Below are 22,327 nucleotides of genomic sequence, written 5' to 3' on the forward strand. Positions count from 1 at the left end.
CCGGGGCGGTTCAGCCGCCGATGCCGGCCCCCGCCTCGTCGCCGTCCGGCACGCCGAGGCGGAAGGCCAGGACCTCGCCGGGGGCGAGATCGGTCCAGCTTTCGTCCCGGGTCAGCGGTCGGGTCGCCACCACGGTCACGATGTCGTCGGGCGTGGTCTCCTGCGCGAAGTCCACCCGCCAATCCTCGTCGATCAGCGTCGCGGTGCCGAACGGCGCCCGGCGGGTCAGCGTGCACAGGCGCTTGCCGCAATGGGCGTAGAGGGTGCGGCTGTCGGAGAGCAGCATGTTGAACACGCCGAGCCCGTGCAGCTCCGCGCAGAGTTCCCGCACCGCCCCGTCGAGGCGGGTGGGTTTCGGCAGGCTGCCCCAGCGCTCCTCGAGCCTGCCCAGCATCCAGCAGAAGGCGTGCTCGCTGTCGGTGGTGCCGACGGGCTTGAATCGGCCGAGCGTCAGCCGCTTCACGCCCTTGAGCTGGCCGTTATGGGCGAAGGTGAAGGTGCGGCCCCACAATTCGCGGCTGAAGGGATGCGTGTTCTCCAGCGTCACCCGGCCGCGATTGGCCCGGCGCACGTGCGCGATCACGATCCGGCTCTTGATCGGGTATTGCCGCAACAGCCGGGCGATCTCCGAGCGCGCGCTCGGCTCCGGATCGTGGAAGCTGCGGCTGCCGCGGCCTTCGTAGAACGAGATGCCCCAACCGTCCTGATGCGGGCCCGTCTCGCCGCCGCGGCGCGCCAGGCCCGCGAAGCTGAAACGGATGTCGGTCGGGACGTTGGCGCTCATGCCGAGCAATTCGCACATGGGACCGATATAGCGCCGCGGTGGTGAGCGGGGAGTGAACGGGCTTATCCCCGCGACAGGTAATCCACCAGCGTCATTGCGAACAGGATCCCGACCCAGAAGAAGCCGATGCCAGCAAACAGCTTCACCAGCGGCGGCTCGTGGCGGACCTCCATGGAGACCAAGAGGATCGTCGCCACCATGGCGCCGGCGACCACAAGCTCGACGATCCAGACATGCGGGAAGGGAAGGGTGGCTCCGAGACCCACGTTGACCGCGAGCATGACCAGGAGCGCGCACGCCGTCAGGACCGGCTCGCGCATGTGCCGCCAGAGGATACGGCGCTCGTCGGGGGTGCCGAACACGGGACGTCTCCTACCGATTGAGCACGTAGAGGACCGGGAAGGCGAGAATCCAGATCAGGTCGATGAAGTGCCAGTAGAGCCCGAAGATCTCGATCCGATTCTGGTGCCGGCTCAGGAAGCCCGGCCGGCTCGCCTGCCAGGTCATCGCCAGCAGGATGCTGATGCCGGTGATCAGGTGGAGGCCGTGGAGGCCGGTGGCGACGTAGTAGAGGTTCACGAACAGCCGCGAGGGCGGGGAGTCCTTCAGCTCGTAGGGCCGGTCGGACAGGAACGGCATCATGTGCTCGTGGTAGTCGGCGTAGTACTCGTAGCCCTTGAGCACCAGGAACAGGCCGCCGAGCGCCGCGGTGGCGAGCATGAACCGCACCATGCCGCGCTGCCATCCGAGCCGCGAGAGCTGGATCGCCCCCGACATGGTCAGGCTGGAGCCGATCAGCACGACCGTATTGGTAGCGCCGATCCAGAACTTGAGGTGGCGTGCCGCCTCCTGCACAGCCTCCGGGTGCAGCAGGCGCAGGATCAACGCCGTGAGGAACAGGCCGGCGAAGAGCAGGAGTTCGGTCAGCAGCCAGGCCCACATCCCCAGTACGGCGGCGCGCTTCTGCTGCTCCACCGTGGCGAAGTGGGAGACGAGCTTGACGCCGACCGGCGTCTCGGCGGCACCCGCGCTCACGAGTGCTGCCTCCCGGTCTCGCGCGCCTGGATCGGGTAGTCGTAGGGCACCTTCGGCGCCACCGGCTCGGTGAGGAAGTTGTGGGCCGGCGGCGGCGAGGGCACCGTCCATTCGAGGCCTCTGGCGTCCCAGGGGTTGGCGTGGGCCCGCTTCCCGAACCAGATCGAGTAGACGAGATAGACCATCGGAAAGATGTAGCCGACCGCCAGGATGGTCGAGCCCGCCGAGGACAGGATGTTGAGGAACTGGAATTCCGGCGGATAGACGTGGTAGCGCCGCGGCATCCCGAGATAGCCGAGGATGAATTGCGGGAAGAAGGTGACGTTGAAGCCGATGAAGATCAGGAAGGCGGAGATCCGGCCCCAGGCCTCGATGTACATCCGCCCGGTGATCTTCGGCCACCAGAAATGCAGGCCGCCGAGGAAGGCCAGCACCGTGCCGCCGACCATGATGTAGTGGAAATGCGCCACGACGAAGTAGGTGGCGTGGACGTGCTGGTTGATGGCGAGCGTGGCGAGGTAGAGCCCGGTCAGGCCGCCGAGCACGAACAGGCCGATATAGCCCATGGCGTAGAGCATCGGCGTGTCGAGCTTGAGCGAGCCCTTGTGGATCGTCGCGGTCCAGTTGTAGACCTTGACGGCGGAGGGCACCGCCACCGCGAAGCTGAGCACCGAGAACGCCACGCTGGCAAAGTCGCTCTGCCCGTTGACGAACATGTGGTGGCCCCAGACGAAGAAGGTCACCGAGGCGAGCCCGATCGCCGCGTAGGCGACGAACTTGTAGCCGAAGAGCTTCTTCTGCGCGAAGGCCGGGACGATCTCCGAGATCACCCCCATGCCCGGCAGCACCATGATGTAGACGGCCGGGTGCGAGTAGAACCAGAACAGGTGCTGGAACAGCACCGGGTCGCCGCCATAGGCCGGATCGAACACCCCGATATGGAAGGCGCGCTCGGCGATGAGCAGGATCAGCGCCACGGTGATGACCGGGGTGGCGAGCAGGAAGATCAGGCTGGTGGCGTAGTGGGTCCAGACGAAGATCGGCATCCGGAACCAGGTCATGCCCGGCGCCCGCATGGTGTGGATCGTCACCACGAAGTTGAGGCCGGTCAGGATCGACGAGAAGCCGACGATGGTGACGCCGATCAGGGCCGGCACCACCCAGGTGTTCGAGAAGGCGGTGGAGAGCGGGGTGTAGAACGTCCAGCCGGTGTCGACGCCCCCCAGCACCACGCTGACCAGCGTGAAGAACGCCCCCGTCATGAACACGTACCAGGAGGCGAGGTTCAGCTTCGGGAAGGCGAGGTCCCGTGCCCCGATCATCAGCGGGATCAGGAAGTTGCCGAAGGTCGCGGGAATGCTCGGGATCAGGAAGAACCACACCATCACGACCCCGTGGATCGTGAAGAGCTTGTTGTAGGTGTCGTTGGTAAAGACCTGGCCGTTCGGCACCACCAAGGCCAGGCGCACGAGCCCTGCCGTCACCGCGCCGATGACGAAGAAGGCGGTGATGCTGGCGAGATACAGGAGCGCGATGCGCTTGTGATCGGTGGTGAAGAACCACGAGCGCAGGGTGTGCTCGGCGTGCAGGTAGTCGGCCCCGTGGCCGAGACGGGAATCCGGAGTGTGGGGCTCGCGCAGCGCCGCCCCGTCGGTGACCGTGCCGCTCGTCATGGGGAGGCTTCCTGCTGGGCCGTCGCGCGTCCGCTCTTCAGGTAGGAGATGAGACGGTCGAGGTCGTCATTCGGGATCACGTTGCGGAAGGCCGGCATCACCTGCTTGTAATCCGCCGCCAGCTTCTGCCGGTTCGGGTTCAGGATCTTGTCGCGCAGATACGTCTCGTCGGCCGTCACCGTGCGGCCGTCCGCGAGCTTGACCTCGCTGCCGTAGAGGCCGGCCAGCGAGGGCGCCCGCACCTTGGCGCCGGGGTCGTGGCAGGTGCCGCAGCCGTAGGATTCGTAGATCGCGCGGCCCGCCCCGGCCTGGCCGCCCTGCTGCGCCCCGGCATTCTGCAGCCAGGCGGCGTAGTCGGCCTGGGTCATCAGGGTCAGGTTGCCGTCCATCTTCGAATGGTCGGTGCCGCAATATTCCGAGCAGTAGAGCCGGTAGCTGCCGGTGCGGTCGGCCTTGAACCACATCTCGGTGTAGCGGTCGGGCAGGGTCGCCATTTGCATCCGCAGCGCCGGGAGGTAAAGGTTGTGGATCACGTCCTGGCTGATCATCCGGATCTTGATCGGCTGGCCGATCGGCAGGTGCAGGTCGTTGATCTCGGATTGCCCGGTCGGATGCTGGAACTTCCACATCCATTGCCGGCCGATCGCCTCGACCACCATGGCGTCCCCCGGCACCTGCTTCGAGATGAAGAACAGCCGGGCGCCCCAGACGAAGAAGATCAGGGTGAGCAGGAACGGGATCAGCATCCAGCTGATCTCGATCAGCACGCTGCGGGTGTTGCCGTGGCTGCGGTCGGCCTCCTCGCCCTGGCGGTAGCGGATCGCGAACCAGGTGATGGCGACGAAGACCGGCACGGTCAGGAGCAGCGTCAAGACCGTGAAGGCGAGGATCAGCCAGTCGGTCTCGACCGCCGTGGCGGAGGCCGCCGCCGGCCAGAGCTGGAGCGCGAGGTCGGTCGGGTTCATCGAGCGGGGGCTCCGCCGGCGGGCGGCAGGGGGGCGGGAACCGGCGCGCCCGCTCCGGCGGGATCGAGGGGCGTGCCGGCGATCAGCCTCATGGCGCGCTCGACCGGGATGCGGGCGCGCCCGTCGGGCAGGAGGGCGTAGGTGGTGAGCTGCGCGGCCTCCCGCGCCTCGTGGCGGGCGAGATCCTCGTAGGGCGCGCCCTGCAGGTTCGGCGGCGGCGGCTGCACCTTGGCGCTCTGCTGCGGCGTCAGCGGCAGGCGGTTGGCGACGTTCCAGGCGCCGAACAGGTGCATCATCAGCCCGACCGCGACGATCGCGGCGGCGACGGAGCCGGCGAGCCCCACGACCACGAAGGCGGTGCGGCGGACGTCGACGTCCTCCTCCTCGAATCCCTCCGGGTTGTGCGGTCCGGCATCGGGCTCGGGCCGGGGCGGAGCGGGCTTGAAGCCGGAGAGGCGCAGGAGCCCCGCCGCCGCGAGGGCGGGCAGGAGCGCGAACGGGCCGGGGCGGGTCTCGTCGCTCACGAGGCGCGCCCCCGCAGGCGGCGGTCCACCGGGCCGTAGAGGCCTCCGGCGACCCCCACCACCCCGACCAGCGCCAGCGCGTCGGCCCAGGTGAACCGGAAGGCGCCGCGGAAGCCCGGCGTGACGAGCCAGAAGATCTCGGCGCCGTGGAGCAGCAGGATCAGGAGGGCGATGCCGGCGAGCAGCGCCGGTCGGCCGGCATGGCGCTGCGGCACCAGCACCAGCGCGGCGAGCACCATCACGCCGACGCCGATCCAGATGCCGAGGCGGCCGAGCGCCCCGTCGCGGGCGAGGTACCAGCGCGCCTCCTCGGGAAGGTTGGCCGACCACACCGTGAGGTACTGCGTGGCGTGGACGAAGCCCCAGATCGCCAGCAGCACCAGGATCGGGTCGGCGAAGGCCGCGGCGGTGCGCTGGTCGCGGCCGGGCCGGCCCGAGGAATCCCGCGCGGCGATCAGCGCCGCCGCCGAGAGCGCCAGGCCGGTCTGGATCGTCATCATCAGGAGCCCGAAGGCCGTGGAGGCGAGGCCGGGATCGGCCGACTGCACCCAGTCCTCCGCCGCCAGCGTGCCGGTGACGGCATAGAGGCCGAGGCCCAGGACGGCGCGGGCGCGGCGCCTCGCCGCTCCCGGGCTGCCGGGCTCGGCGGCCGGGCGCCGGAAGGTGTCGGCGAGCCACAGCCAGACCGCCAGGTAGGCGAGGCTGCGCAGGATGAAGAAGACCGGGGTGAACCACAGGGCGGCCAGAGCCGTGCGCGGCGGGGCGCCCCGGTCCCACGGGTAGAGGCCACCCAGGCTCAGGAGCACCGGCAGCAGCAGCAGGCCGGCGATGGGCAGGAGCCCGAGGAGCCGGCGCAGGGACGCGGCCATCGGCCCGGCGGAGAAGCCCGCGAGCTCGAGGCCCATCAGGAGGGGCAGGGCGCCGGCGGGCAGCGCCACCAGCACCAGCCAGGCGGCGAGGTAGGAGGGCATCACCGGGCTGCCGGAGGCGCCGGCGAGCGCGCAGGCCGCGAGCGCCGCCGCGCCGAGGGCGAGGGAGATCGGGCGGCGGCTCATCGCTTGGTCCTCTGAGGGTCTGTCGATTCGCGGTCGGTCGCTGGCTTGGCTGTCGTCGGCTCGGCGGCCGCGACCTTCGCTCGGTCCTCCTCCGGCAGCGCCGCCAGGGTCGCGCCCTGGCTCAGCTGCAGCGCCCGGATGTAGGCGACGATGGCCCACCGGTCGGCGGGCGGCACCTGGGCGGCGTAGGGAAGCATGGTGCCCCGGCCGTGGGTGATGACGTCGTAGAAGTGCCGCGCGGGCGCCGCCCGCAGGCGGGCCTCGTCGAACGAGGGCGGCCGCGGATAGCCGCGCTCGACGATCATCCCGTCGCCGTGTCCGGCCCCGCCGTGGCAGGGGGTGCAGAAGACGTCGTAGCGCTCCTGGCCGCGGGCCAGCAGCTCCGGGGTCGCGGCGGCCGGCTGCGGCACCGGCCGGTCGGGCGCCGCGCGGGCGACGGTGCCGGGCGGGGGCAGACGCATGGTCTGGCCCTGCGGGAAAAACGGGTTGCGGTCCCAGGTCTTCGACTTGGGCTGGCTCACCATGTCGGCCTGATCGCAAGCGGCGAGCGCCAGGGGCATCAGGAGCGCGAGGCTGGGGAGGAGCGGGGAGCGCGTCACAGCGGCACCCTCCGGACCATCAGCGGCCGCCCCTGCGGCAGGCGCGCCAGCGCGCCCTCGATCCGGGCCGGATCGAAGCGGGGGCCGGCGGCTTCGAGGGCGAGGAAGAAGCGGTCCTCGCTCGCCCGGGCGAAGCCCGGGATCGCGAAGGCCGGATGGTTGAGGCGCGGCAGGCGGTTCTGGAACAGCAGCGCCAGCACGGTGGCGAGCCCGCCGCAGAGGGTGCCGAACGACACGCTCGGCACCATGAAGGACTGCCACGAGAAGCGCGGCCGGCCGCCGACGTCGAACACGTAGTCGATGCCGCTGGCGTAGAGGCACATCGCCATGAAGGCGAGGCCGCCCGCCAGCGCCGCCCCAAGGGCGAGGAGCGGCAGGATGCCGGCCGGGTGGCCCAACGCGCGCGCGACCCGCGCCATCGGCACGGGGCCGTAGGTCTCGATCCGCGCCCCGAGGTCGCGGTCCTTCAGGGCCTCGACGGCGGCGGCAAGGTCGCCGGCCTGCGCGAACTCGGCGCTGACGCCCCAGAGCGGCGCGTCGTCCGTCTCGGCCGCGGTCGGCGCCCGCTCGCCGCTGGCGCGCCCGCCGGCGTGGCTCTCGGCGAAGCGCCGCGTCTCGGTGATCGAGACCATCGGCAGCGTGCGCAAGCCGAGGAGCAGCAGCGCCAGGAACAGGCCGACGCTGCCGAGAAGCGTCGCGATGCCCCACACGCCCATCGAATAGGGATGGGCGGAGGACGGCAGGAAGTCGTGGCTGAGGGTGACGATCAGCAGCATGAAGTGGTCGCCGAAGCTGCCGATCGCCGCGGCGATGCCGACCAGCGCGACGACGAGGCCGGAGCGGCGCAGCGCGGCGCGCCAGAACAGCTGCACCGGCAGCAGGGCGAAGACGACGATGAGCCAGAACGCCCAGGCATGCGGGCCGGCGAGGCGGCGCACCAGCACCGAGCGGTCGAAGGCGTCGCCGTGCAGGAGGCTCGAGACGATCTCGGTGCCGTAGCAATAGGCCGAGACGAGGCCGAGCCCCAGCATCAGCCGCGCCATCAGGTCGAGGTGCCGTTCGGTGATCAGCGCCTCGAGATGGAGGGCGCGGCGCACCAGCACCGCGAGCGCCGCCGTGACGCCGACGCCGGAAAGCAGCGAGGCGGCCAGGAAGGTCACCGGCAGGAGGGTGTCGTGCCAGCCCGGCAGCACCGTGCCGGCGAGCATCACCGAGGCCCCGGTCTGGAGCGCCACCACGAGGACGACGGCGAGCGCCGACAGCGTGCGGGTGGCCAGCACCCAGCGCTCCCAATGGGTCGCCGCGCCGCGCCAGCCGAGCGCCAGGATGCCGTAGATCTGCGCCCGCAGCATCGTCCGGCGCCGGCGCCGGCCGCTGCCCTCGTCGGCGGCGCGCCCTTCCGCCCGGGCCGCCTCGAAGGCGCGGTCGCGCAGGACCGCGAAGTCGGGCAGGAGCCCGACATACCACAGGCCGAGGCAGACCCCGAGGAAGCTGACGATGTCGATGGCGTCCCAGACCAGCGGAGAGCGGAATTGCGGCCACAGCGCCAGGGTGTTCGGGTAGGGCAGGGTCCAGTAGAACACCCAGGGCCGCCCGAGATGGATGATCGGGTAGAGGGCGGCGGCCGCCGCGGCCAGCATCGCAGTCGTCTCGGCGATCCGGTCGATGCCGGAGCGCCAGGCCGCCCCGGCGAGCCGCAGGATGGCGGAGGTGAGGAGCGCCCCGCAGGCGATGCCGATCCACCAGTCGTAGGCGACGATGTCGAGCGCCCAGACGACCGGGTTGTTGTTGTGCCAGATCCCGACGCCGTTGAGGAGGAGCCAGGCGAGGGCGGCCGCGAACACGCCGAGGAGGCCGCACGCCCCCGCGAAGGCGATCCACCACGCCCGCGAGCGGGCGCGCGCCGGGGCGCACGCGACGGCGCGGCCGATCGAGGCGAAGTCCTCCTCGGCGCCGAGCAGGCCGGCCCGGGGGGAGAGGGTGCCGCTCACGGGGCGCCTCCGGGCTTTGCCGCGCCGGTCGCCGAGGCCGCCTCGACCAGCCGGGCGAGGTAGGTGGTGCGGGGTTTGGTGTTGAGCTCGGCGAGGAGGCCGTAATTGCGCGGGTCGGCCGCCGCCGCGGCGACGCGGCTGCCGGAATCGCGCAGGTCGCCGAAGGTGATCGCCCGGGTCGGGCAGGCGCCCTGGCAGGCGGTGACGACGGCGCCGTCGGGGATCGGCGCATGGTCGCCGCGCGTCGAATCGATGCGCGCGGCGGCGATGCGCTGCACGCAGTAGGTGCATTTCTCCATCACCCCGCGGGCCCGGACCGTGACCTCGGGGTTGCGCTGCTGCTGCTGCACCGGCGCGGTGTCGCCGGAATAGTCGAGGTAGTTGAAGCGCCGGACCTTGTAGGGGCAGTAGCTCGAGCAGGCCCGGGTGCCGACGCAGCGGTTGTAGACCATGAGGTTCAGCCCCTCGCGGTCATGGACGGTGGCCTCCACCGGGCAGCCGACCTCGCAGGGCGCCTGCTCGCAATGCATGCACGGCACCGGCATGAAGTGGGTCTTCGGATCCTCGAGCCCGCCCTCGTAGTAGCGGTCGATCCGCAGCCAGTGCAGCCAGCGCCCCAGCGCCACCTCCTCCTTGCCGACGACCGGGATATTGTTCTCGGACTGGCAGGCGGTGACGCAGGCGTTGCAGCCGATGCAGGCGTCGAGGTCGATCACCATGCCCCAGGCGCGCTCGCGGTCGTAGCGCCCGCCGGGCGAGGTCGGCGCCGGGGGGTAGAGCGAGGGCAGGGCCTCGCGGGAGGCGACCGGGGTCGCCGCGCCCACCGCCTGCACCCGCACGAGGTCGTGCCCCTCCATCGTGCCGTGGTTCTGGGTCGTCACCGGCGGCGCCTTGCGGCCGGTCTTCGCCAGCGTCGCCTCGGCGAGGCGCCAGGGGCTGGCGCTGCGGCGCAGGGGGTAGGCGTCGTAGCCGAGGCCGTCGGCAAGCTGCTCGGGAACCCGGCGGCCGTAGCCGAGGGAGACCGTGACGGCGTCCTCGGCCTGGCCGGGCTGGATCCAGACCGGCCCCTCGATCCGCCGGCCCTCGGCCTCGAGCGTCACCACGTCGCCCTGGCGCAGCTCCTCCCGCTCGGCGAGGCCCGGGCTCACCGCGATCACGTTGCCCCACACCACCTTGGTCAGGGGCTTGGGAAGCTCCTGCAGCCAGGCGAGGTTGGCGAGGCTGCCGTCCCAGACCGTCGCGTCGGGCCGGAACACGACCTCGACCCGGCGGGCGGGCCCGGCCGGCGAGGGCGCGGGCCGGGCGGACGCCGCGGCGGCGGCGGGCAGGGGAGCGCCGACCGTCTCGGGGGCGAGCGCGGTGTCGGCAAAGAAGCCGGCCTGGAGCACGGCCTCGCGGCGGGCCGTCCAGGCGGCGTCCGCCTCGCCCGGGGAACGCCAGTGGGCGTCGAACAGGGCGGCGCCGTCCTTGGCCTCCGCGTCGGTCAGGATCGACAGGATCTCCGGCACCGAGCGGCCGTCGTAGAGCGGACGGATCGTCGGCTGGATCGGCGTCACCGTCCCGTCGAGGGAGCGGGCGTCGCCCCAGGCCTCGAGCGGGTGGGCGAGCGGCAGGTTCCAGTCGCAGTGGAAGGCGGTCTCGTCCTGGTAGAGGCCGGCATGGACCTTGAGCGGCACCCGGGCGAGGGCCTCCAGGAAGCCGAGATCGCCCGGCGCCTCGTAGACCGGGTTGACGTCGAGCATCACCAGGAGCTGCACCTCGCCCCGGCGCATCGCCTCGGCGAGCGCGTCGAGGGGCTCGGCGTCGAGGACCGGCACCGGCGCGGTGTGGAACACGGTACGGCCGGTATTGCCGAGCGCCGCGTTGAGGCGGTGGACCTGGGCCAGCAGGTCCGGCCCGGCCTGGGCGCCGGCGAGGACGAGCCCGCTGCCCCGCGCCGCGTCCAGCGCCGCGAAGGCGCGCGCGCGCCAGGCCGCCGCGGGGCCGCCGCGATCCGCCGCCGTGCCGCCGCCGGCCTCCGCCAGGAGGTCGCGCACGAGGGCGGACAGGCCGTCCGAGCCGATCGCGAGCGGCGACTCGGCCTTGGCCGAGGTCAGGTTCGGGCTCGGCCCGGCATGGTGGAGGGCGAGCAGGCGCCCCTCGGCGGCGGCCTTGCGGCGGGCCTCGACCCAGTCCCGCGCCTGTCCGACCTGGCCGGGCCCGGGATCGAGCACGTCGCCGTCGAGGGACACGACGACCCGCGCGCGATCGAAGCGCCAGCGGGTCTCGAGCGGGCGGCCGAGGGCGCGGCGCGCGCCCTCGTAGAGCGCGTCGCGCCCGGTCGGGGCCGAGACGTGCCAGCGCATCGCCGGGAAGTCCCGGCGCATCGCGGCGATCTGCGCGGCGAGCGACGGGGAGGTGACCGGCCCGGTGACGAGGTGCAGGCCACGCCCTCCCGCGGTGGCCTTCAGCGCGGCGAAGCGCCCGGTCATCGCCGCGCGGAAGGCCGGCCAGGAGCTCGGCCGGCCGAGATGCTGCGGGGTCTGGAGCCGGAACGGATCGTAGAGCCCGAGCACCGATGCTTGCGCGAACACGTCGGTGCCGCCGCGGCTCCAGGGATGCTCGGCATTGCCCTCGATCTTGAGCGGCCGGCCGTTGCGGGTGGTGACCGTGATGCCGTTGGCGAATCCGTCGACGAGCGCCGCCGAGGCGTAGGCGAGGGGTGCCCCCGGGACGACCCGCTCGGGCTGGCGGACATAGGGGATCTCCTGGCTGCGCCCGTCCGGCTGGCCGCAGGCGGCAAGCCCGCTCATCGCGAAGGAGGCGGCCATCAGCTTCAGGAAGCCGCGCCGGTCGGGTGCGACGGCGAGCCGCGCGGCCGCCGGGTACTCGGTGTCGAGGAAGGTGCGGAACTCGGGCGAATCCGCCACCGCGTCAAGGCTGCGCCAGAAGGCCGGGCCGTCGCCGGCGGCGAGGCGGGCGCGCAGCGCGCCGATGTCGTGCGTCATCGGTGGCAGATCCCGCATTCGGTCAGGCGCTCGCCGCCCCGGATATGGTACTGGGCCACGAGTTCCGGCCCGAGCGTGGCCTGGTTGGCCGGCGGGCTCCAGGTCATGTTGAGGATCTGGTCCTTCGGCCGCACGTATTTCTCGGGATTGCGGTGGCAATCGAGGCAGAAGCTCATCTCGAACGCGTTGGCCCGGTAGGTGAGCTGCATGTCGGTGACGCTGCCGTGGCAGGTCGAGCAGCCGATGCCGTTGGTCACGTGGACCGAGTGGTTGTAGTAGACGTAGCCGGGCAGCTTGTTCAGGCGGTTCCAGACCAGGGGCTGGTCCTTGGCATAGCTCGCCCGGACCGGCTCCAGCATTTCCGAGCCCGACCAGATCTGGGAGTGGCAGGTCATGCAGGTCTCGGTCGGCGGGATCCCGGCGGTCGCCTGCGTCTCCACGGTGGTGTGGCAGTAGCGGCAATCGATCTTCAGCTCGCCCGAATGGTGCTTGTGGCTGAACGGCACCGGCTGGTCCGGCGCCACCCCGACGCCGGTGACGTAGGAGGAGCGCACCAGTCCCGCCCCGACCACCGGGATGCCGGCAAGGCAGGCGGCCGCGGTGAGGAGCGCGAGGCGCAGGAGGGCGTCGGCACCCGGGGCGAAGAGCTGGCGCATGGCGTCAGGACCTGCCCGCGCCGCGCACCGCCCGCAGCGGCGGACGGCTCTGCGGGATCGTTCGCTTCAAGGCGGGAATCACGCTCCGCACGCCGTCCTCGTCATACCCTGGCCGCCCTGTTCGGAACGATGCTAGGCTAGGTGGCGCGCGGTCGGGCAGCGGCCAGGGGCGCCCGGACGATCGACGCCGCGCTGCGACAGCATGGCGTCGGAAAACCGAAGGCCGTGTCGCCGGGGCCTCGCCTCACGGCGCCAGGGATCGCACCATCACGGTCGCGCCGGCGCCGTAGCCCGCCGGCGCCGCGATCGGGACCGGTCGGAAGCCGTGCCGTTGCCAGAAGCCGGCGGCATCGCCGACCGCGACCAGCACCGCTTCGGGCAGGCCGCGCCGCGCGGCCTCGCCGAGCATCAGTCCGACGACCTCCCCGGCCGCCCCGTGCCCGCGCGCCTCCGGCAGCAGCGCCACGTCGTGGATGCACCAGGCTCCCGCGGCCACCGGCAGGGCGCCGAGCAGCGTGTCGAGGTCGGGCACCGAGCCCGACCGCCAGGGATGCCCGACGGCGTAGCCGACCGGGAGGTCGCCCGGCCCGGCGAGGGCGAGGCAGCCCTCCGGGCACAGGCGCAGGCGCTCGGCCATCACCGCATCGTCCTCCGGGTAGCCCGGATGGACGCGGGCCGCGACCGCCGAGGCCGCCGGAAGGTCCGAGACCCGCATCGCACGCCAGCGCGGCGCCTGTACACTCAACGGGCGGCCTCGTACCGGAATTCCGGCGCGGCCTGGAGCTGGGCCTTGGTCAGCCGGATCTCGGCTTCCGCCACCGTGGCGTCGGGCCCGGTCGCCAGCACGGTCGCGCGGCCGCGGGGTTCGGGCGCCGCGACGGTGCCGGTGGCGTCGTCGACCGTGCCGCTGCGCTTGGCCGGGACGGCGGCCAGCGCCTGGTCGGTCACCTTGGCGCCCGGCATGGTTTGCGGTCCGGCGCTCCGCGCGACGGCCTCCCCCGGCGTCCGGTCCGGCGTGGTGTGGGACGGCGCCGCCTCCGCCGCGGCGCGGCCGGTGTTCCAGGCCAGCACGTCGAACGGCACGGCGACGGATTTCTGACCGATGCCGAGGAAGCCGCCGACGCCGATCACCACCGCGCGCACCCGCCCGTCCTGGGACAGCAGCACGTCCTCGATCTCGCCGACCCGGACGTGGTCCTGGCCGATCACCTTGACGCCGACGAGCTTCGAGGCCCGTACGCTGCCGGGCTCGGGCCGGGTCAGGAAGCCGGCCGCCTCGGGCGCCGGCTGCTGGGCGAGGACCGGGAGGGCCAGCACCGCGACGAACGGAAGGGCGATCAGGGGCGCGAGGCGGCGGACGGGCATGGATAAGGTCTCCGGGAGGTCGCGGCGCGAAAAGAAGTCTGGGCTCGCAGGCTCAACGGGGCGGGAGCGTGACGGTTCACCGTGGAGTGCCGCCCCCTCGCGCAGTCCCGCCACCCAACGGACCGGGCGGGAAGCCAGCGTTCCCGGGACCTTTGTGCGCTGGCGCACACCGCCTGCCGGCGGTCGGGCGATGGCGAGTGACGATTATTGACATTCATCACTCGTCCGGTAGGTTGATGGACATGCGGCCGGGCCGGTCGCGATCTTCGGTTGAGCTCCGCCCCCTCGCTCCGCCGCATACCGTCGACCGGCCCGGCCGTACCCGTTTCCGGCTCGCCCGCTTTACGCGGGCCGGCGTTTCTGGCACCGGCCCGTCATGTCGCTGCGCGCCTGCCTCGTCCTCGCCCTGCTCGCCGGCCTCGCCGGACTGTCCCTGCGCGTCGCAGTACCGGTCACGCCGGTCGACCAGGATTACCGCGACGTGGTCGCCTTCTACCGTGCCATGCCGGCGGGCGCCGGGCACTGACGCCTCGCCCGATTTCCCATCACCCGATGTCTCTGGCGGCCGCCGTCGCCAGTTCCCGGAACCGCGCCCCGTCCAGCCCCTCCGCTCCGTAGAGCAGGCGCCCGCCGTTCGGCAGGATGTCGAAGGCGTGGTCGGGCGCCTCGCGGAAGCGTTCGAGGGCGATGGGATAGCGGTTCAGGGCCTCGGCCTGACTCGCATGGGCCGCGAACAAGGCGGCCTTGAAGGCGCAATCCTCCGGATCGAGGTGGAGCGCGATCGAGCGCCGCGGCGGCTCCGTCGGCAGGAAGCCGCCGGGCTCGGGCCCGTCGAGGCCGGCATGGCGAAACGTCATCTCGATCACCGAGAGGCGCTCGGGCCCGAGGATCCGGCGGGCACCCGCCACCGCCAGCGCCACCGCGTCATGGTCCGGGTGGCCGCCCTCGTAGGCGTGGGTCAGCGCCAGCGTGATGCCGCGTGCCGTGAACAGCGCGGCCAGGCGGCGGGCGAGCGCCGCGATCGCCCCGGCGACCTCGCCGTCGGGATAACCGAGGGCGACGCGCCGCTCCGGCGCGATGCCGGCGAGCGTCAGCGCCGCGTCGAGTTCCCGCGCCCGGGCGGCCGCGTAGGCGGCGGCGTCGGGGAAACCGGGCCGGACGCGGCCCCGGGGCGCGCCGTCGGTGACGTGGACCACGGTGAGCCCGGTCAGGCGCGGCAGCTGCGCGCCGCAGCCGATGCTCTCGTCGTCCGGGTGCGCGACTACCAGGGCGGCGGCCTCGGCCGGAACGGGCCCGCAGGCCGGGTGCGCCAGGGCGGCTAGGACGTGCTCGGCGGCCGGCGAGGTCGGGGCGATGGCCGTCATCGGATCAGATCGCCGGTCGCGGCCCGCGGGCCGGACCGCGCCGGACCATCCCGGCATCGCGCCGCACCATGGCGGAGACCGTCTCCGCCCGCGGCGGCCGGGCGGGGCGGGGGGCGAGGCCCCGGTACCGAGGGTTGGAGCAGAAGGTCACGGTCATGTCGAACTCCGCCAGGGGCTCCGTCGTCCGGTCGAGGCCGCCACCGGCATCGGACCGGGGAGACGTCGCCCCCGGGCCGCCGGATCCAGGCCGCCGCCTCGCCGGGGCGCGCGATCCTGATTAAGCCAAGCACGGGCGCAGGCCCAGGGCCCGGCGCAGCCCCGACCGTTCACCGCGACGCCTGACGCACCGGAGGCGGGGTCGCGCCGCAAAGCATTCCGAAGAACAGCCGGTTATCCCTGCGGCGTGACGGTCACGCAGACCCCGCTTGTGCGGCGACGCCTTGACGGCACTGCCGCACCTGCGAGATGACCCATCCCAAACCGCGACGCGCGTCGACCGCGAGACGCGACACCGTCGGAAAGACCGCAGGATCCCTGGCACGATGAGCAACTTCAACGAGGAGCGCGTTCTGGCCGTCCATCACTGGACGGATTCGCTCTTCAGCTTCCGCACCACCCGCGACCCGTCGTTCCGCTTCCGCAACGGCGAGTTCACGATGATCGGCCTCAAGGGCGAGGGCAAGCCGCTCCTGCGCGCCTACAGCGTGGTGAGCGCCAACTACGAGGACGAGCTGGAGTTCTTCTCCATCAAGGTGCCGAACGGCCCGCTCACCTCGAAGCTGCAGCACCTCAAGGTCGGCGACCCGATCGTGGTCAGCCGCAAGGCCACCGGCACCCTGGTGCTCGACAACCTGATGCCCGGCCGCCACCTCTACCTGCTCGGCACCGGCACCGGCCTGGCGCCGTTCCTTGCGATCATCAAGGACCCGGAGACCTACGAGCGCTTCGAGAAGGTGATCCTGGTCCATGGCTGCCGCCAGGTCCAGGAGCTGGCCTACGGCGAGACGATCACCGAGACGCTGCCCCAGCACGAGCTGATCGGCGAGATGGTCCGCGACCAGCTGATCTACTACCCAACCGTCACGCGCGAGCCGTTCCGCAACCGCGGCCGCATCACCGACCTGATGACCTCGGGCAAGCTCTTCTCCGATATCGGCCTGCCGACGATGACGAAGGAGGCCGACCGCTTCATGCTCTGCGGCAGCCCCGACATGATCCGCGACACCCGCGACCTCCTGTCGGAGGCCGGCTACGTCGAGGGCAACCACGGCGAGGCCGGCCACTACGTCATCGAGAAGGCCTTCGTCGAGAAGTAGCGGCGTGCTACGCGGGATGCGCCGGGAGACCGACCGTTGCGCATCCTGCTGATCAACCCCAACACCACGCCGTCCGTGACCGAGCAGGCGGCGGCGCATGTCCGGCGCCTGGTCGCGGCCGAGATCGTGACGGCGACCGGGCGGTTCGGCGCCCGCTACATCGCGAGCCGCGCCGCCGCGGCCATTGCCGGGCATGCCGCCCTCGACGCGCTCGCCGCGAACGTCACAGGGTGCGACGCGGTCTACCTCGCCTGCTTCGGCGATCCGGGACTGCTCGCCCTCAAGGAAGTCTCGCCGGTGCCCGTCATCGGCATGGCGGAGGGGGCGCTCCACCTCGCCTGCACCCGGGAGCGGCGCATCGGCATCGTCACCGGCGGCGTCCTTTGGAAGCCGATGCTGACCGAGTTCGTCGCGATGCTCGGCCTCACCGAGCGCCTCGCCGGCATCCGCACCGTGGCGCCCACCGGCGGCGAGATCGCCCGGAACCCCGATGCCGCCCTCGACCGCCTGGCCGCCGCCTGCCGCGACTGCGCCGAGATCGACGGCGCCGACGTCGTGGTGCTCGGCGGCGCGGCGCTGGCCGGCCTCGCCGAGCGGGTGCAGCCCCGGGTCGCCGTCCCGGTGATCTGCTCGGTCGAGGCCGGGGCGCGGGCGGTGATCGCCGCCGCGGGCCTCGCCGGGGCGCGGCCGGTGCTGCCCGCGACCGAGAGCGTCGGGCTGTCGGACGAACTGGCGCGGATGCTGCGCGCCGAAGGCTGAGGGGTAGGGCGCGCTAGAGCATTTTCCGACGAAACGGAAACCGGTTCGTCGCAGAAAATGCGCCAAAACAAAGTCTTAGAGAGCTTCGCGATTGCAACGCGATCGTGAAGTGCTCCAGTGCGGAAAGACGGCGCGTCCGACGACCGGCAGCCCGTTGCCAAACGCCCTCCGACCTGACAGGTTGCGCACAAATAAATAGCGACGCAGTAGATCCGCGAAGCCTCGCACCTCCAGGGAGGACCCGATGTCGACCGATGCTAACAAGGATCTGGCGCGCTCCTATTTCGCCGCCTTCCTCGCCCGCGACGAGGCCTGGTGGCAGCGCCACATCGCCCCCGACTTCGTCCGCCACGATCCCGGCCTCGATTTCGCGGTGCGCGGCCCCGAGGGCGTGCGCCGGCTCGGCGAGGTGCTGCATGGCGGCGTCACCGGGATGGCCCTGCCGATCGACGAGGTGATCGCCGAGGGCGACAAGGTGCTGGTGCGGCTGCGCTTCCAGGGGCGCCATACCGGCGACCTGATGGGGCTGGCTCCCAGCGGCCACGCGATCGACATCGCCGTGATGGACCTGTTTCGCATCGTCGACGGGCGCCTGGTCGAGCATTGGGCGCTGCTCGACAATCTCGGGCTCATGAAGCAGGTCGGCGCCCTCCCGGCCTGATCCTCTCCACGCCGCCCGCCGGGAGATTCCGCATGTCCGCGCCGCAGATCGTCCTGCACCACTACGCCTTCTCGCCCTACGCGGAAAAAGTCCGCCTCGCCCTCGGCCTGAAGGGCCTCCACTGGGGCTCGGTCGACATCGCGATGATGCCGCCGCGCCCGCTGCTCGATCCGCTCACCGGCGGCTATCGGCGCGTGCCGGTGCTGCAGGTCGGGGCCGACATCTACTGCGACACCCACGCGATCCTGCCCGCCCTCGAGCGGCTGCACCCGGAGCCGAGCCTGTATCCGGGCCTCGCGCCGGCGCTCGCCGAGGGCCTGTCCTTCGGCCTGGAGCGCGATCTCTGGCTCGCGGCAATCGGCGTCACGGTGCATTTCGCCGGCGACCTGCCCGCACCCTTCCTGCGCGACCGCAAGGACGATTACCTCTACGTCGACATCGGCCACGCGGCGATGGAGCCGGATTTCCCCCGCAACGCCCAGCGGGTCGCGGCCTGGACCGGGTGGCTCGCCGAGGCCTTGTCGGACGGGCGCCGCTTCCTCGGCGGGGACCGGGCCGGCGCCGTGGACCTCGCGCATTACCACCTGCTCTGGCTGATGCGCGGCGGCGAGCGGGCCGGCGCGGTCGACGGGCTGCTCGGGTTGTCCCCGCTCCAAGGGTGGATCGAGCGGGTCGCGAGCTTCGGGCACGGCCGTCCGGTGCCAATGAGCGCCGAGGCGGCGCTCGACGCCGCGCGCGACGCCGAGCCCGCCCCGGTCGAGCCGGTGAACGCGGTGCCGGCGCTGATCGCGGCCGCCCCCGGCGACACCGTGACGGTGACGCCGGACGACTTCGCCCGCGTGCCGGTGGAGGGACGGCTCGTCGCGGTCGATGCGGGCCGCATCGTCATCCGCCGCGACGAGGCCCGGGTGGGGGCGCTGCACCTGCACTTCCCGCGGGCCGGGTTCACGATCGCGAAGGGCTGATCGGAACGGGCGGGGCGGAGCCGGCGGACATCCCGGAACCGACCCGCTTGCGTCCATGCGGGCGGCCCCCGGTCTTTTTCTCGTTCGTGACAGAACCGAACGGCCGGCGCCGCGTTACGCGGCCATGGCCGACCCTCGCCGCCAGGCTTCCCCGACCACCGAGCTGATCACCCGGCTGATGCGCGTCGTGCGTACCTGCCCGGAGGCGACGGCGGACATCCTCGAACTCGTCCTGCTGGTGAGCCAGATCGAGGCGATACCGGTGGTCGACCGCGACTACCGCGACGCCAAGCGGGTGATCGCGCGGCTGCGCAACCCGCTCTGGGACATGACGCCGGACCAGCGCCGGGTGTTGAAACAGGCCTCCGACACGATTCGCGACGCCTGCCGCCTGCGCGAGAGCGACATCCCGTCCGACCCGATCGGCGATGCGGGCGAACGCGCGAGGATCGAGCGCGGCCTCGCCTCGGCCCTTGCCGGAGAGTTCACCCCGGCGCAGATCGCCCGGGTGACCGGCGCGACCCTGGCGGTGCTCCAGGCCGCGACGGGCGACGGATCCGAGGAGGGGACGGGATGATCGGCGACTATCCGGTCGAGGGACGGGGCTACTGGATCTGGCTCGGCGGCGTGGCCCTGCTCGGGTTGTTCAACCTGTTCGTGATGCTGGTCCTGCACTGAGGCTCCGGCACTGGCGGCGCAGGTTTCGGGCGTGTTTCCGTCCGGAGGGCGGTTTCCTTCGCGGAACCCGCCCGGCGGGCCTCGACGGCGACCGGCCCGCTCCCCACATGCGGCCGGCACATCCCTCGGAGAGCTTGAGAGCCCATGACCAGCCCCTTCCGCCCGACCCTGGCGCTCGTCGTCCTGATGGCCGCAGGGCCCGTGCTGGCTGCCGGCCCCGCATTGGCGCAAGCCGCCAAGGTCCGCGAGCACTCCGTCGCCTCCGGCAAGCAGGTCCGCCTGGTGATGGTGCCCAACCTGAAGAAGGATTGCTCGCTCGGGCCCCAGCCCGAACTGAAGGTGACGAGCCCGCCGAAGAACGGCGCCCTGATCCAGCGCGCCGGCAAGGTGAAGACCCCCGCCACCTACCGCTGCCCGAACGCCGACGCCAACGTCCAGGCCCTGTTCTACGAGAGCAAGGCCGGCTTCACCGGCACCGACGAGGTCACGGTCGAGATCAAGGGCACCGACGGCAACGTCAGCACCCAGACGATCAAGCTGACGGTGGGCGGCAAGGATGCGCCGAAGGACGGGGCCAAGGACGGCGCCAAAAAGGACACCACCGACCTCTGACGACCGGCCCCGCGCCGAGGAGCCGAAACGAATCCGGAACGTCGCCCGCGCGGGCGGCGTTCCCCTCACGTCCCGCGGAGCGCCCGACGGCGCCTCGGGGGGTGTGGAAAAACTGGAACAGGCGTGTCCTTTACGGCACAGGCCCGGCCGATGCCCGGCTTTCGCATTGGCAGGCTTGCGACTTTCCCGTTCGTCAGGGCCGGCGCCTTGCCCGCAGCCGGCCTGCATACAGCGTTCCCGCCGCCTCCGCACCCCTCCCTGCGTCGCCGCGCTGCGACAAACATGGGGATATCGATTGCATCCGAGGCGGGACAGGATGATCCTGGCGATGTCGTGAGGGTCCGGAATGCCAATGCCGTCAGCGAGCGACCTCTTTCAAACTTTCGCACGCAGCTACGAGTCCCGCCGGGACTCCGAGATGACACTCTCCGAGTATCTCGAAGCCTGCCGTGACAACCCCTTGATGTACGCGAGTGCGCCCGAGCGTATCCTCGATGCGATCGGCAAACCCGAGTTCATCGACACAGCGCGCGACCAGCGCCTGGGCCGGATCTTCATGAACCGGACCATTCGCACCTATCCTGCCTTCTCCGAATTCTACGGCATGGAGGAGACGATCGAGCGCATCGTCTCGTTCTTCCGCCATGCCGCGCAGGGGTTGGAGGAGCGCAAGCAGATCCTCTACCTGCTCGGGCCGGTGGGTGGCGGCAAGTCGTCGCTGGCCGAGCGGCTCAAGGCCCTGATGGAGGTGCACCCGATCTACGTGCTCAAGGCCGGCAACGAGATGAGCCCGGTCTTCGAGAGCCCGCTGGTGCTGTTCGACCCCGAGACGATGGGGCCGATGCTGGAGGAGCGCTACGGCGTGCCCCGCCGGCGCCTGACCGGGTTGATGAGCCCGTGGTGCCTGAAGCGCCTCGACGAGTTCGGCGGCGACCTCTCGAAGTTCCGGGTCGTCAAGGTCAACCCGTCGCGCCTGCGCCAGATCGGCATCGCCAAGACCGAGCCGGGCGACGAGAACAACCAGGACATCTCGTCCCTCGTCGGCAAGGTCGACATCCGCAAGCTCGAGACCCTGAGCCAGGCCGATCCCGACGCCTATTCCTATTCGGGCGGCCTCAACCGGGCGAACCAGGGCATCCTCGAATTCGTCGAGATGTTCAAGGCGCCGATCAAGATGCTGCATCCCCTGCTCACCGCGACGCAGGAGGGCAACTACGTCGGCACCGAGAATATCGGCGCGATTCCGTTCACCGGCATCATCCTCGCCCACTCGAACGAGGCCGAGTGGCAGAGCTTCAAGACCAACAAGAACAACGAAGCCTTCATCGACCGCATCTACGTCATCAAGGTGCCGTACTGCCTGCGGGTGACCGAGGAGCAGCGGATCTACGAGAAGCTGGTCTCGGGCTCCGAACTCGCCTCCGCCCGCTGCGCGCCCGGCACCCTGGAGATGCTGGCCCGGTTCTCGGTGCTCTCGCGCCTGCGCGAGCACGCGAACTCGAACGTCTTCTCCAAGATGCGGGTCTATGACGGCGAGTCCCTGCGCGAGGTCGATCCCCGCGCCCGCTCGATGCAGGAATACAAGGACACCGCCGGCGTCGACGAGGGCATGGACGGGATCTCGACCCGCTTCGCCTTCAAGGTGATGGCCGCCACCTTCAACCACGACACCACCGAGGTCTCGGCCGACCCGGTCCACCTGATGTACGTCCTCGAGCAGTCGCTGCGCCGCGAGCAGCTGCCGCCCGAGACCGAGAAGCGCTACCTCGAATTCATCAAGGGCGAGCTGGCGCCGCGCTACGCCGAGTTCATTGGACACGAGATCCAGAAGGCCTACCTCGAATCGTACCACGATTACGGCCAGAACCTGTTCGACCGCTACATCGACTACGCCGACGCCTGGATCGAGGACCAGGACTTCAAGGACCCGGAGACCGGGCAGCTGCTCAACCGCGAGCTGCTGAACCAGGAGCTGACCAAGATCGAGAAGCCGGCGGGCATCGCCAACCCGAAGGACTTCCGCAACGAGGTGGTGAAGTTCGCCCTGCGCTCGCGGGCCCAGCACGGCGGGCGCAACCCGTCCTGGACCTCCTACGAGAAGATCCGCGAGGTGATCGAGCGGCGGATGTTCAGCCAGGTCGAGGAGCTCTTGCCGGTGATCTCCTTCGGCTCGAAGAAGGACAGCGAGACCGAGAAGAAGCACGGCGAGTTCGTCGAGCGGATGAAGGACCGTGGCTACACCGAGCGCCAGGTCCGGCGCCTCGTCGAGTGGTACATGCGCGTCAAGCAAGCGGGCTGAGCCCGGACGGATCCGCGGGCGGCATCGGGCCCGCGGGTC

The 22,327-nt window shown here is 71.4% G+C and carries 22 protein-coding genes; 8 read left to right on the forward strand and 14 right to left on the reverse strand.

The annotated features are described in order from the left end of the window. Window positions 1–10: 10 nt before the first annotated feature. From V3T34_RS19565 to V3T34_RS19625, 13 genes are all read right to left on the reverse strand, one after another. Window positions 11–802, reverse strand: coding sequence for a class II glutamine amidotransferase (locus tag V3T34_RS19565; protein WP_060846393.1), 792 nt, complete (start codon window positions 800–802; stop codon window positions 11–13). Between the two features lie 44 nt (window positions 803–846). Beyond that, a complete protein-coding gene (locus V3T34_RS19570) occupies window positions 847–1,146 on the reverse strand; it encodes an oxidase (protein ID WP_244537578.1) in 300 nt (99 codons plus the stop codon). Window positions 1,147–1,156: 10 nt separating this feature from the next. Continuing rightward, on the reverse strand, window positions 1,157–1,819 hold the full coding sequence (locus tag V3T34_RS19575) for a cytochrome c oxidase subunit 3 (RefSeq protein ID WP_091886665.1): 663 nt from the start codon (window positions 1,817–1,819) through the stop codon (window positions 1,157–1,159). Then, a complete protein-coding gene (locus V3T34_RS19580; protein ID WP_305077614.1) occupies window positions 1,816–3,492 on the reverse strand; it encodes a cytochrome c oxidase subunit I in 1,677 nt (558 codons plus the stop codon). The genes V3T34_RS19575 and V3T34_RS19580 overlap by 4 nt, the downstream gene beginning before the upstream one ends. After that, a complete protein-coding gene (gene coxB, locus V3T34_RS19585; RefSeq protein WP_060846390.1) occupies window positions 3,489–4,457 on the reverse strand; it encodes a cytochrome c oxidase subunit II in 969 nt (322 codons plus the stop codon). The genes V3T34_RS19580 and coxB overlap by 4 nt, the downstream gene beginning before the upstream one ends. Beyond that, complete coding sequence (locus V3T34_RS19590) at window positions 4,454–4,981, reverse strand: hypothetical protein (RefSeq protein ID WP_175539961.1); 528 nt, start codon at window positions 4,979–4,981, stop codon at window positions 4,454–4,456. The genes coxB and V3T34_RS19590 overlap by 4 nt, the downstream gene beginning before the upstream one ends. Further along, a complete protein-coding gene (locus V3T34_RS19595; protein ID WP_288585466.1) occupies window positions 4,978–6,036 on the reverse strand; it encodes a hypothetical protein in 1,059 nt (352 codons plus the stop codon). Before V3T34_RS19595 ends, V3T34_RS19590 begins: the two co-directional genes overlap by 4 nt. After that, entirely contained in the window at window positions 6,033–6,596 is a 564-nt protein-coding gene (locus V3T34_RS19600) for a c-type cytochrome (protein WP_407942736.1), read from the reverse strand. Before V3T34_RS19600 ends, V3T34_RS19595 begins: the two co-directional genes overlap by 4 nt. Before the next feature lie 35 nt (window positions 6,597–6,631). Continuing rightward, window positions 6,632–8,626 (reverse strand): quinol:electron acceptor oxidoreductase subunit ActD, encoded by a 1,995-nt coding sequence (locus V3T34_RS19605; protein WP_305077613.1) that lies wholly within the window; start codon window positions 8,624–8,626, stop codon window positions 6,632–6,634. Next, entirely contained in the window at window positions 8,623–11,613 is a 2,991-nt protein-coding gene (locus V3T34_RS19610) for a TAT-variant-translocated molybdopterin oxidoreductase (RefSeq protein ID WP_305077612.1), read from the reverse strand. The genes V3T34_RS19605 and V3T34_RS19610 overlap by 4 nt, the downstream gene beginning before the upstream one ends. Beyond that, window positions 11,610–12,269, reverse strand: coding sequence for a cytochrome c3 family protein (locus tag V3T34_RS19615; protein ID WP_200601509.1), 660 nt, complete (start codon window positions 12,267–12,269; stop codon window positions 11,610–11,612). The genes V3T34_RS19610 and V3T34_RS19615 overlap by 4 nt, the downstream gene beginning before the upstream one ends. 244 nt (window positions 12,270–12,513) lie before the next feature. Next, window positions 12,514–13,014 carry a GNAT family N-acetyltransferase gene (locus tag V3T34_RS19620; protein WP_305077611.1) on the reverse strand — a complete coding sequence of 167 codons (501 nt, stop codon included), beginning with the start codon at window positions 13,012–13,014 and terminating at the stop codon, window positions 12,514–12,516. After that, window positions 13,011–13,634: a PRC-barrel domain-containing protein gene (locus tag V3T34_RS19625; protein ID WP_305077610.1), complete on the reverse strand. Its 624-nt coding sequence runs from the start codon at window positions 13,632–13,634 to the stop codon at window positions 13,011–13,013. The genes V3T34_RS19620 and V3T34_RS19625 overlap by 4 nt, the downstream gene beginning before the upstream one ends. Window positions 13,635–14,010: 376 nt before the next feature. On the opposite strand from V3T34_RS19625, the gene V3T34_RS19630 reads away from it, so the two are divergent. Continuing rightward, window positions 14,011–14,160, forward strand: a complete 150-nt coding sequence (locus V3T34_RS19630; protein WP_167543903.1) for a hypothetical protein — start codon at window positions 14,011–14,013, stop codon at window positions 14,158–14,160. Between the two features lie 19 nt (window positions 14,161–14,179). Here V3T34_RS19630 and V3T34_RS19635 read toward each other — a convergent pair whose 3' ends face one another. After that, window positions 14,180–14,998: a PIG-L deacetylase family protein gene (locus tag V3T34_RS19635; protein ID WP_305077609.1), complete on the reverse strand. Its 819-nt coding sequence runs from the start codon at window positions 14,996–14,998 to the stop codon at window positions 14,180–14,182. Between the two features lie 542 nt (window positions 14,999–15,540). On the opposite strand from V3T34_RS19635, the gene V3T34_RS19640 reads away from it, so the two are divergent. The 7 genes from V3T34_RS19640 to V3T34_RS19670 all read left to right on the forward strand — a co-directional run bounded on the left by V3T34_RS19640 (window position 15,541) and on the right by V3T34_RS19670 (window position 22,288). Further along, complete coding sequence (locus V3T34_RS19640) at window positions 15,541–16,314, forward strand: ferredoxin--NADP reductase (RefSeq protein ID WP_060846381.1); 774 nt, start codon at window positions 15,541–15,543, stop codon at window positions 16,312–16,314. 36 nt (window positions 16,315–16,350) lie between these two features. Beyond that, entirely contained in the window at window positions 16,351–17,073 is a 723-nt protein-coding gene (locus tag V3T34_RS19645) for an aspartate/glutamate racemase family protein (RefSeq protein WP_305077608.1), read from the forward strand. A gap of 244 nt (window positions 17,074–17,317) precedes the next feature. Next, window positions 17,318–17,734 carry an ester cyclase gene (locus tag V3T34_RS19650; protein ID WP_305077607.1) on the forward strand — a complete coding sequence of 139 codons (417 nt, stop codon included), beginning with the start codon at window positions 17,318–17,320 and terminating at the stop codon, window positions 17,732–17,734. 32 nt (window positions 17,735–17,766) lie between these two features. Then, the gene (locus V3T34_RS19655) at window positions 17,767–18,699 is read left to right on the forward strand and encodes a glutathione S-transferase family protein (RefSeq protein ID WP_305077606.1); all 933 of its coding nucleotides are present in this window, start codon (window positions 17,767–17,769) and stop codon (window positions 18,697–18,699) included. A 124-nt stretch (window positions 18,700–18,823) separates the two neighbouring features. Further along, entirely contained in the window at window positions 18,824–19,276 is a 453-nt protein-coding gene (locus V3T34_RS19660) for a hypothetical protein (protein ID WP_060846377.1), read from the forward strand. Between the two features lie 245 nt (window positions 19,277–19,521). After that, entirely contained in the window at window positions 19,522–19,989 is a 468-nt protein-coding gene (locus V3T34_RS19665) for a 4-aminobutyrate aminotransferase (protein WP_175539959.1), read from the forward strand. Window positions 19,990–20,335: 346 nt separating this feature from the next. Beyond that, a complete protein-coding gene (locus tag V3T34_RS19670) occupies window positions 20,336–22,288 on the forward strand; it encodes a PrkA family serine protein kinase (RefSeq protein WP_091886628.1) in 1,953 nt (650 codons plus the stop codon). Window positions 22,289–22,327: the final 39 nt, after the last annotated feature.

The sequence above is a fragment of the Methylobacterium ajmalii genome, assembly GCF_036448855.1.
Classification (GTDB): Bacteria; Pseudomonadota; Alphaproteobacteria; order Rhizobiales; family Beijerinckiaceae; genus Methylobacterium; species Methylobacterium ajmalii.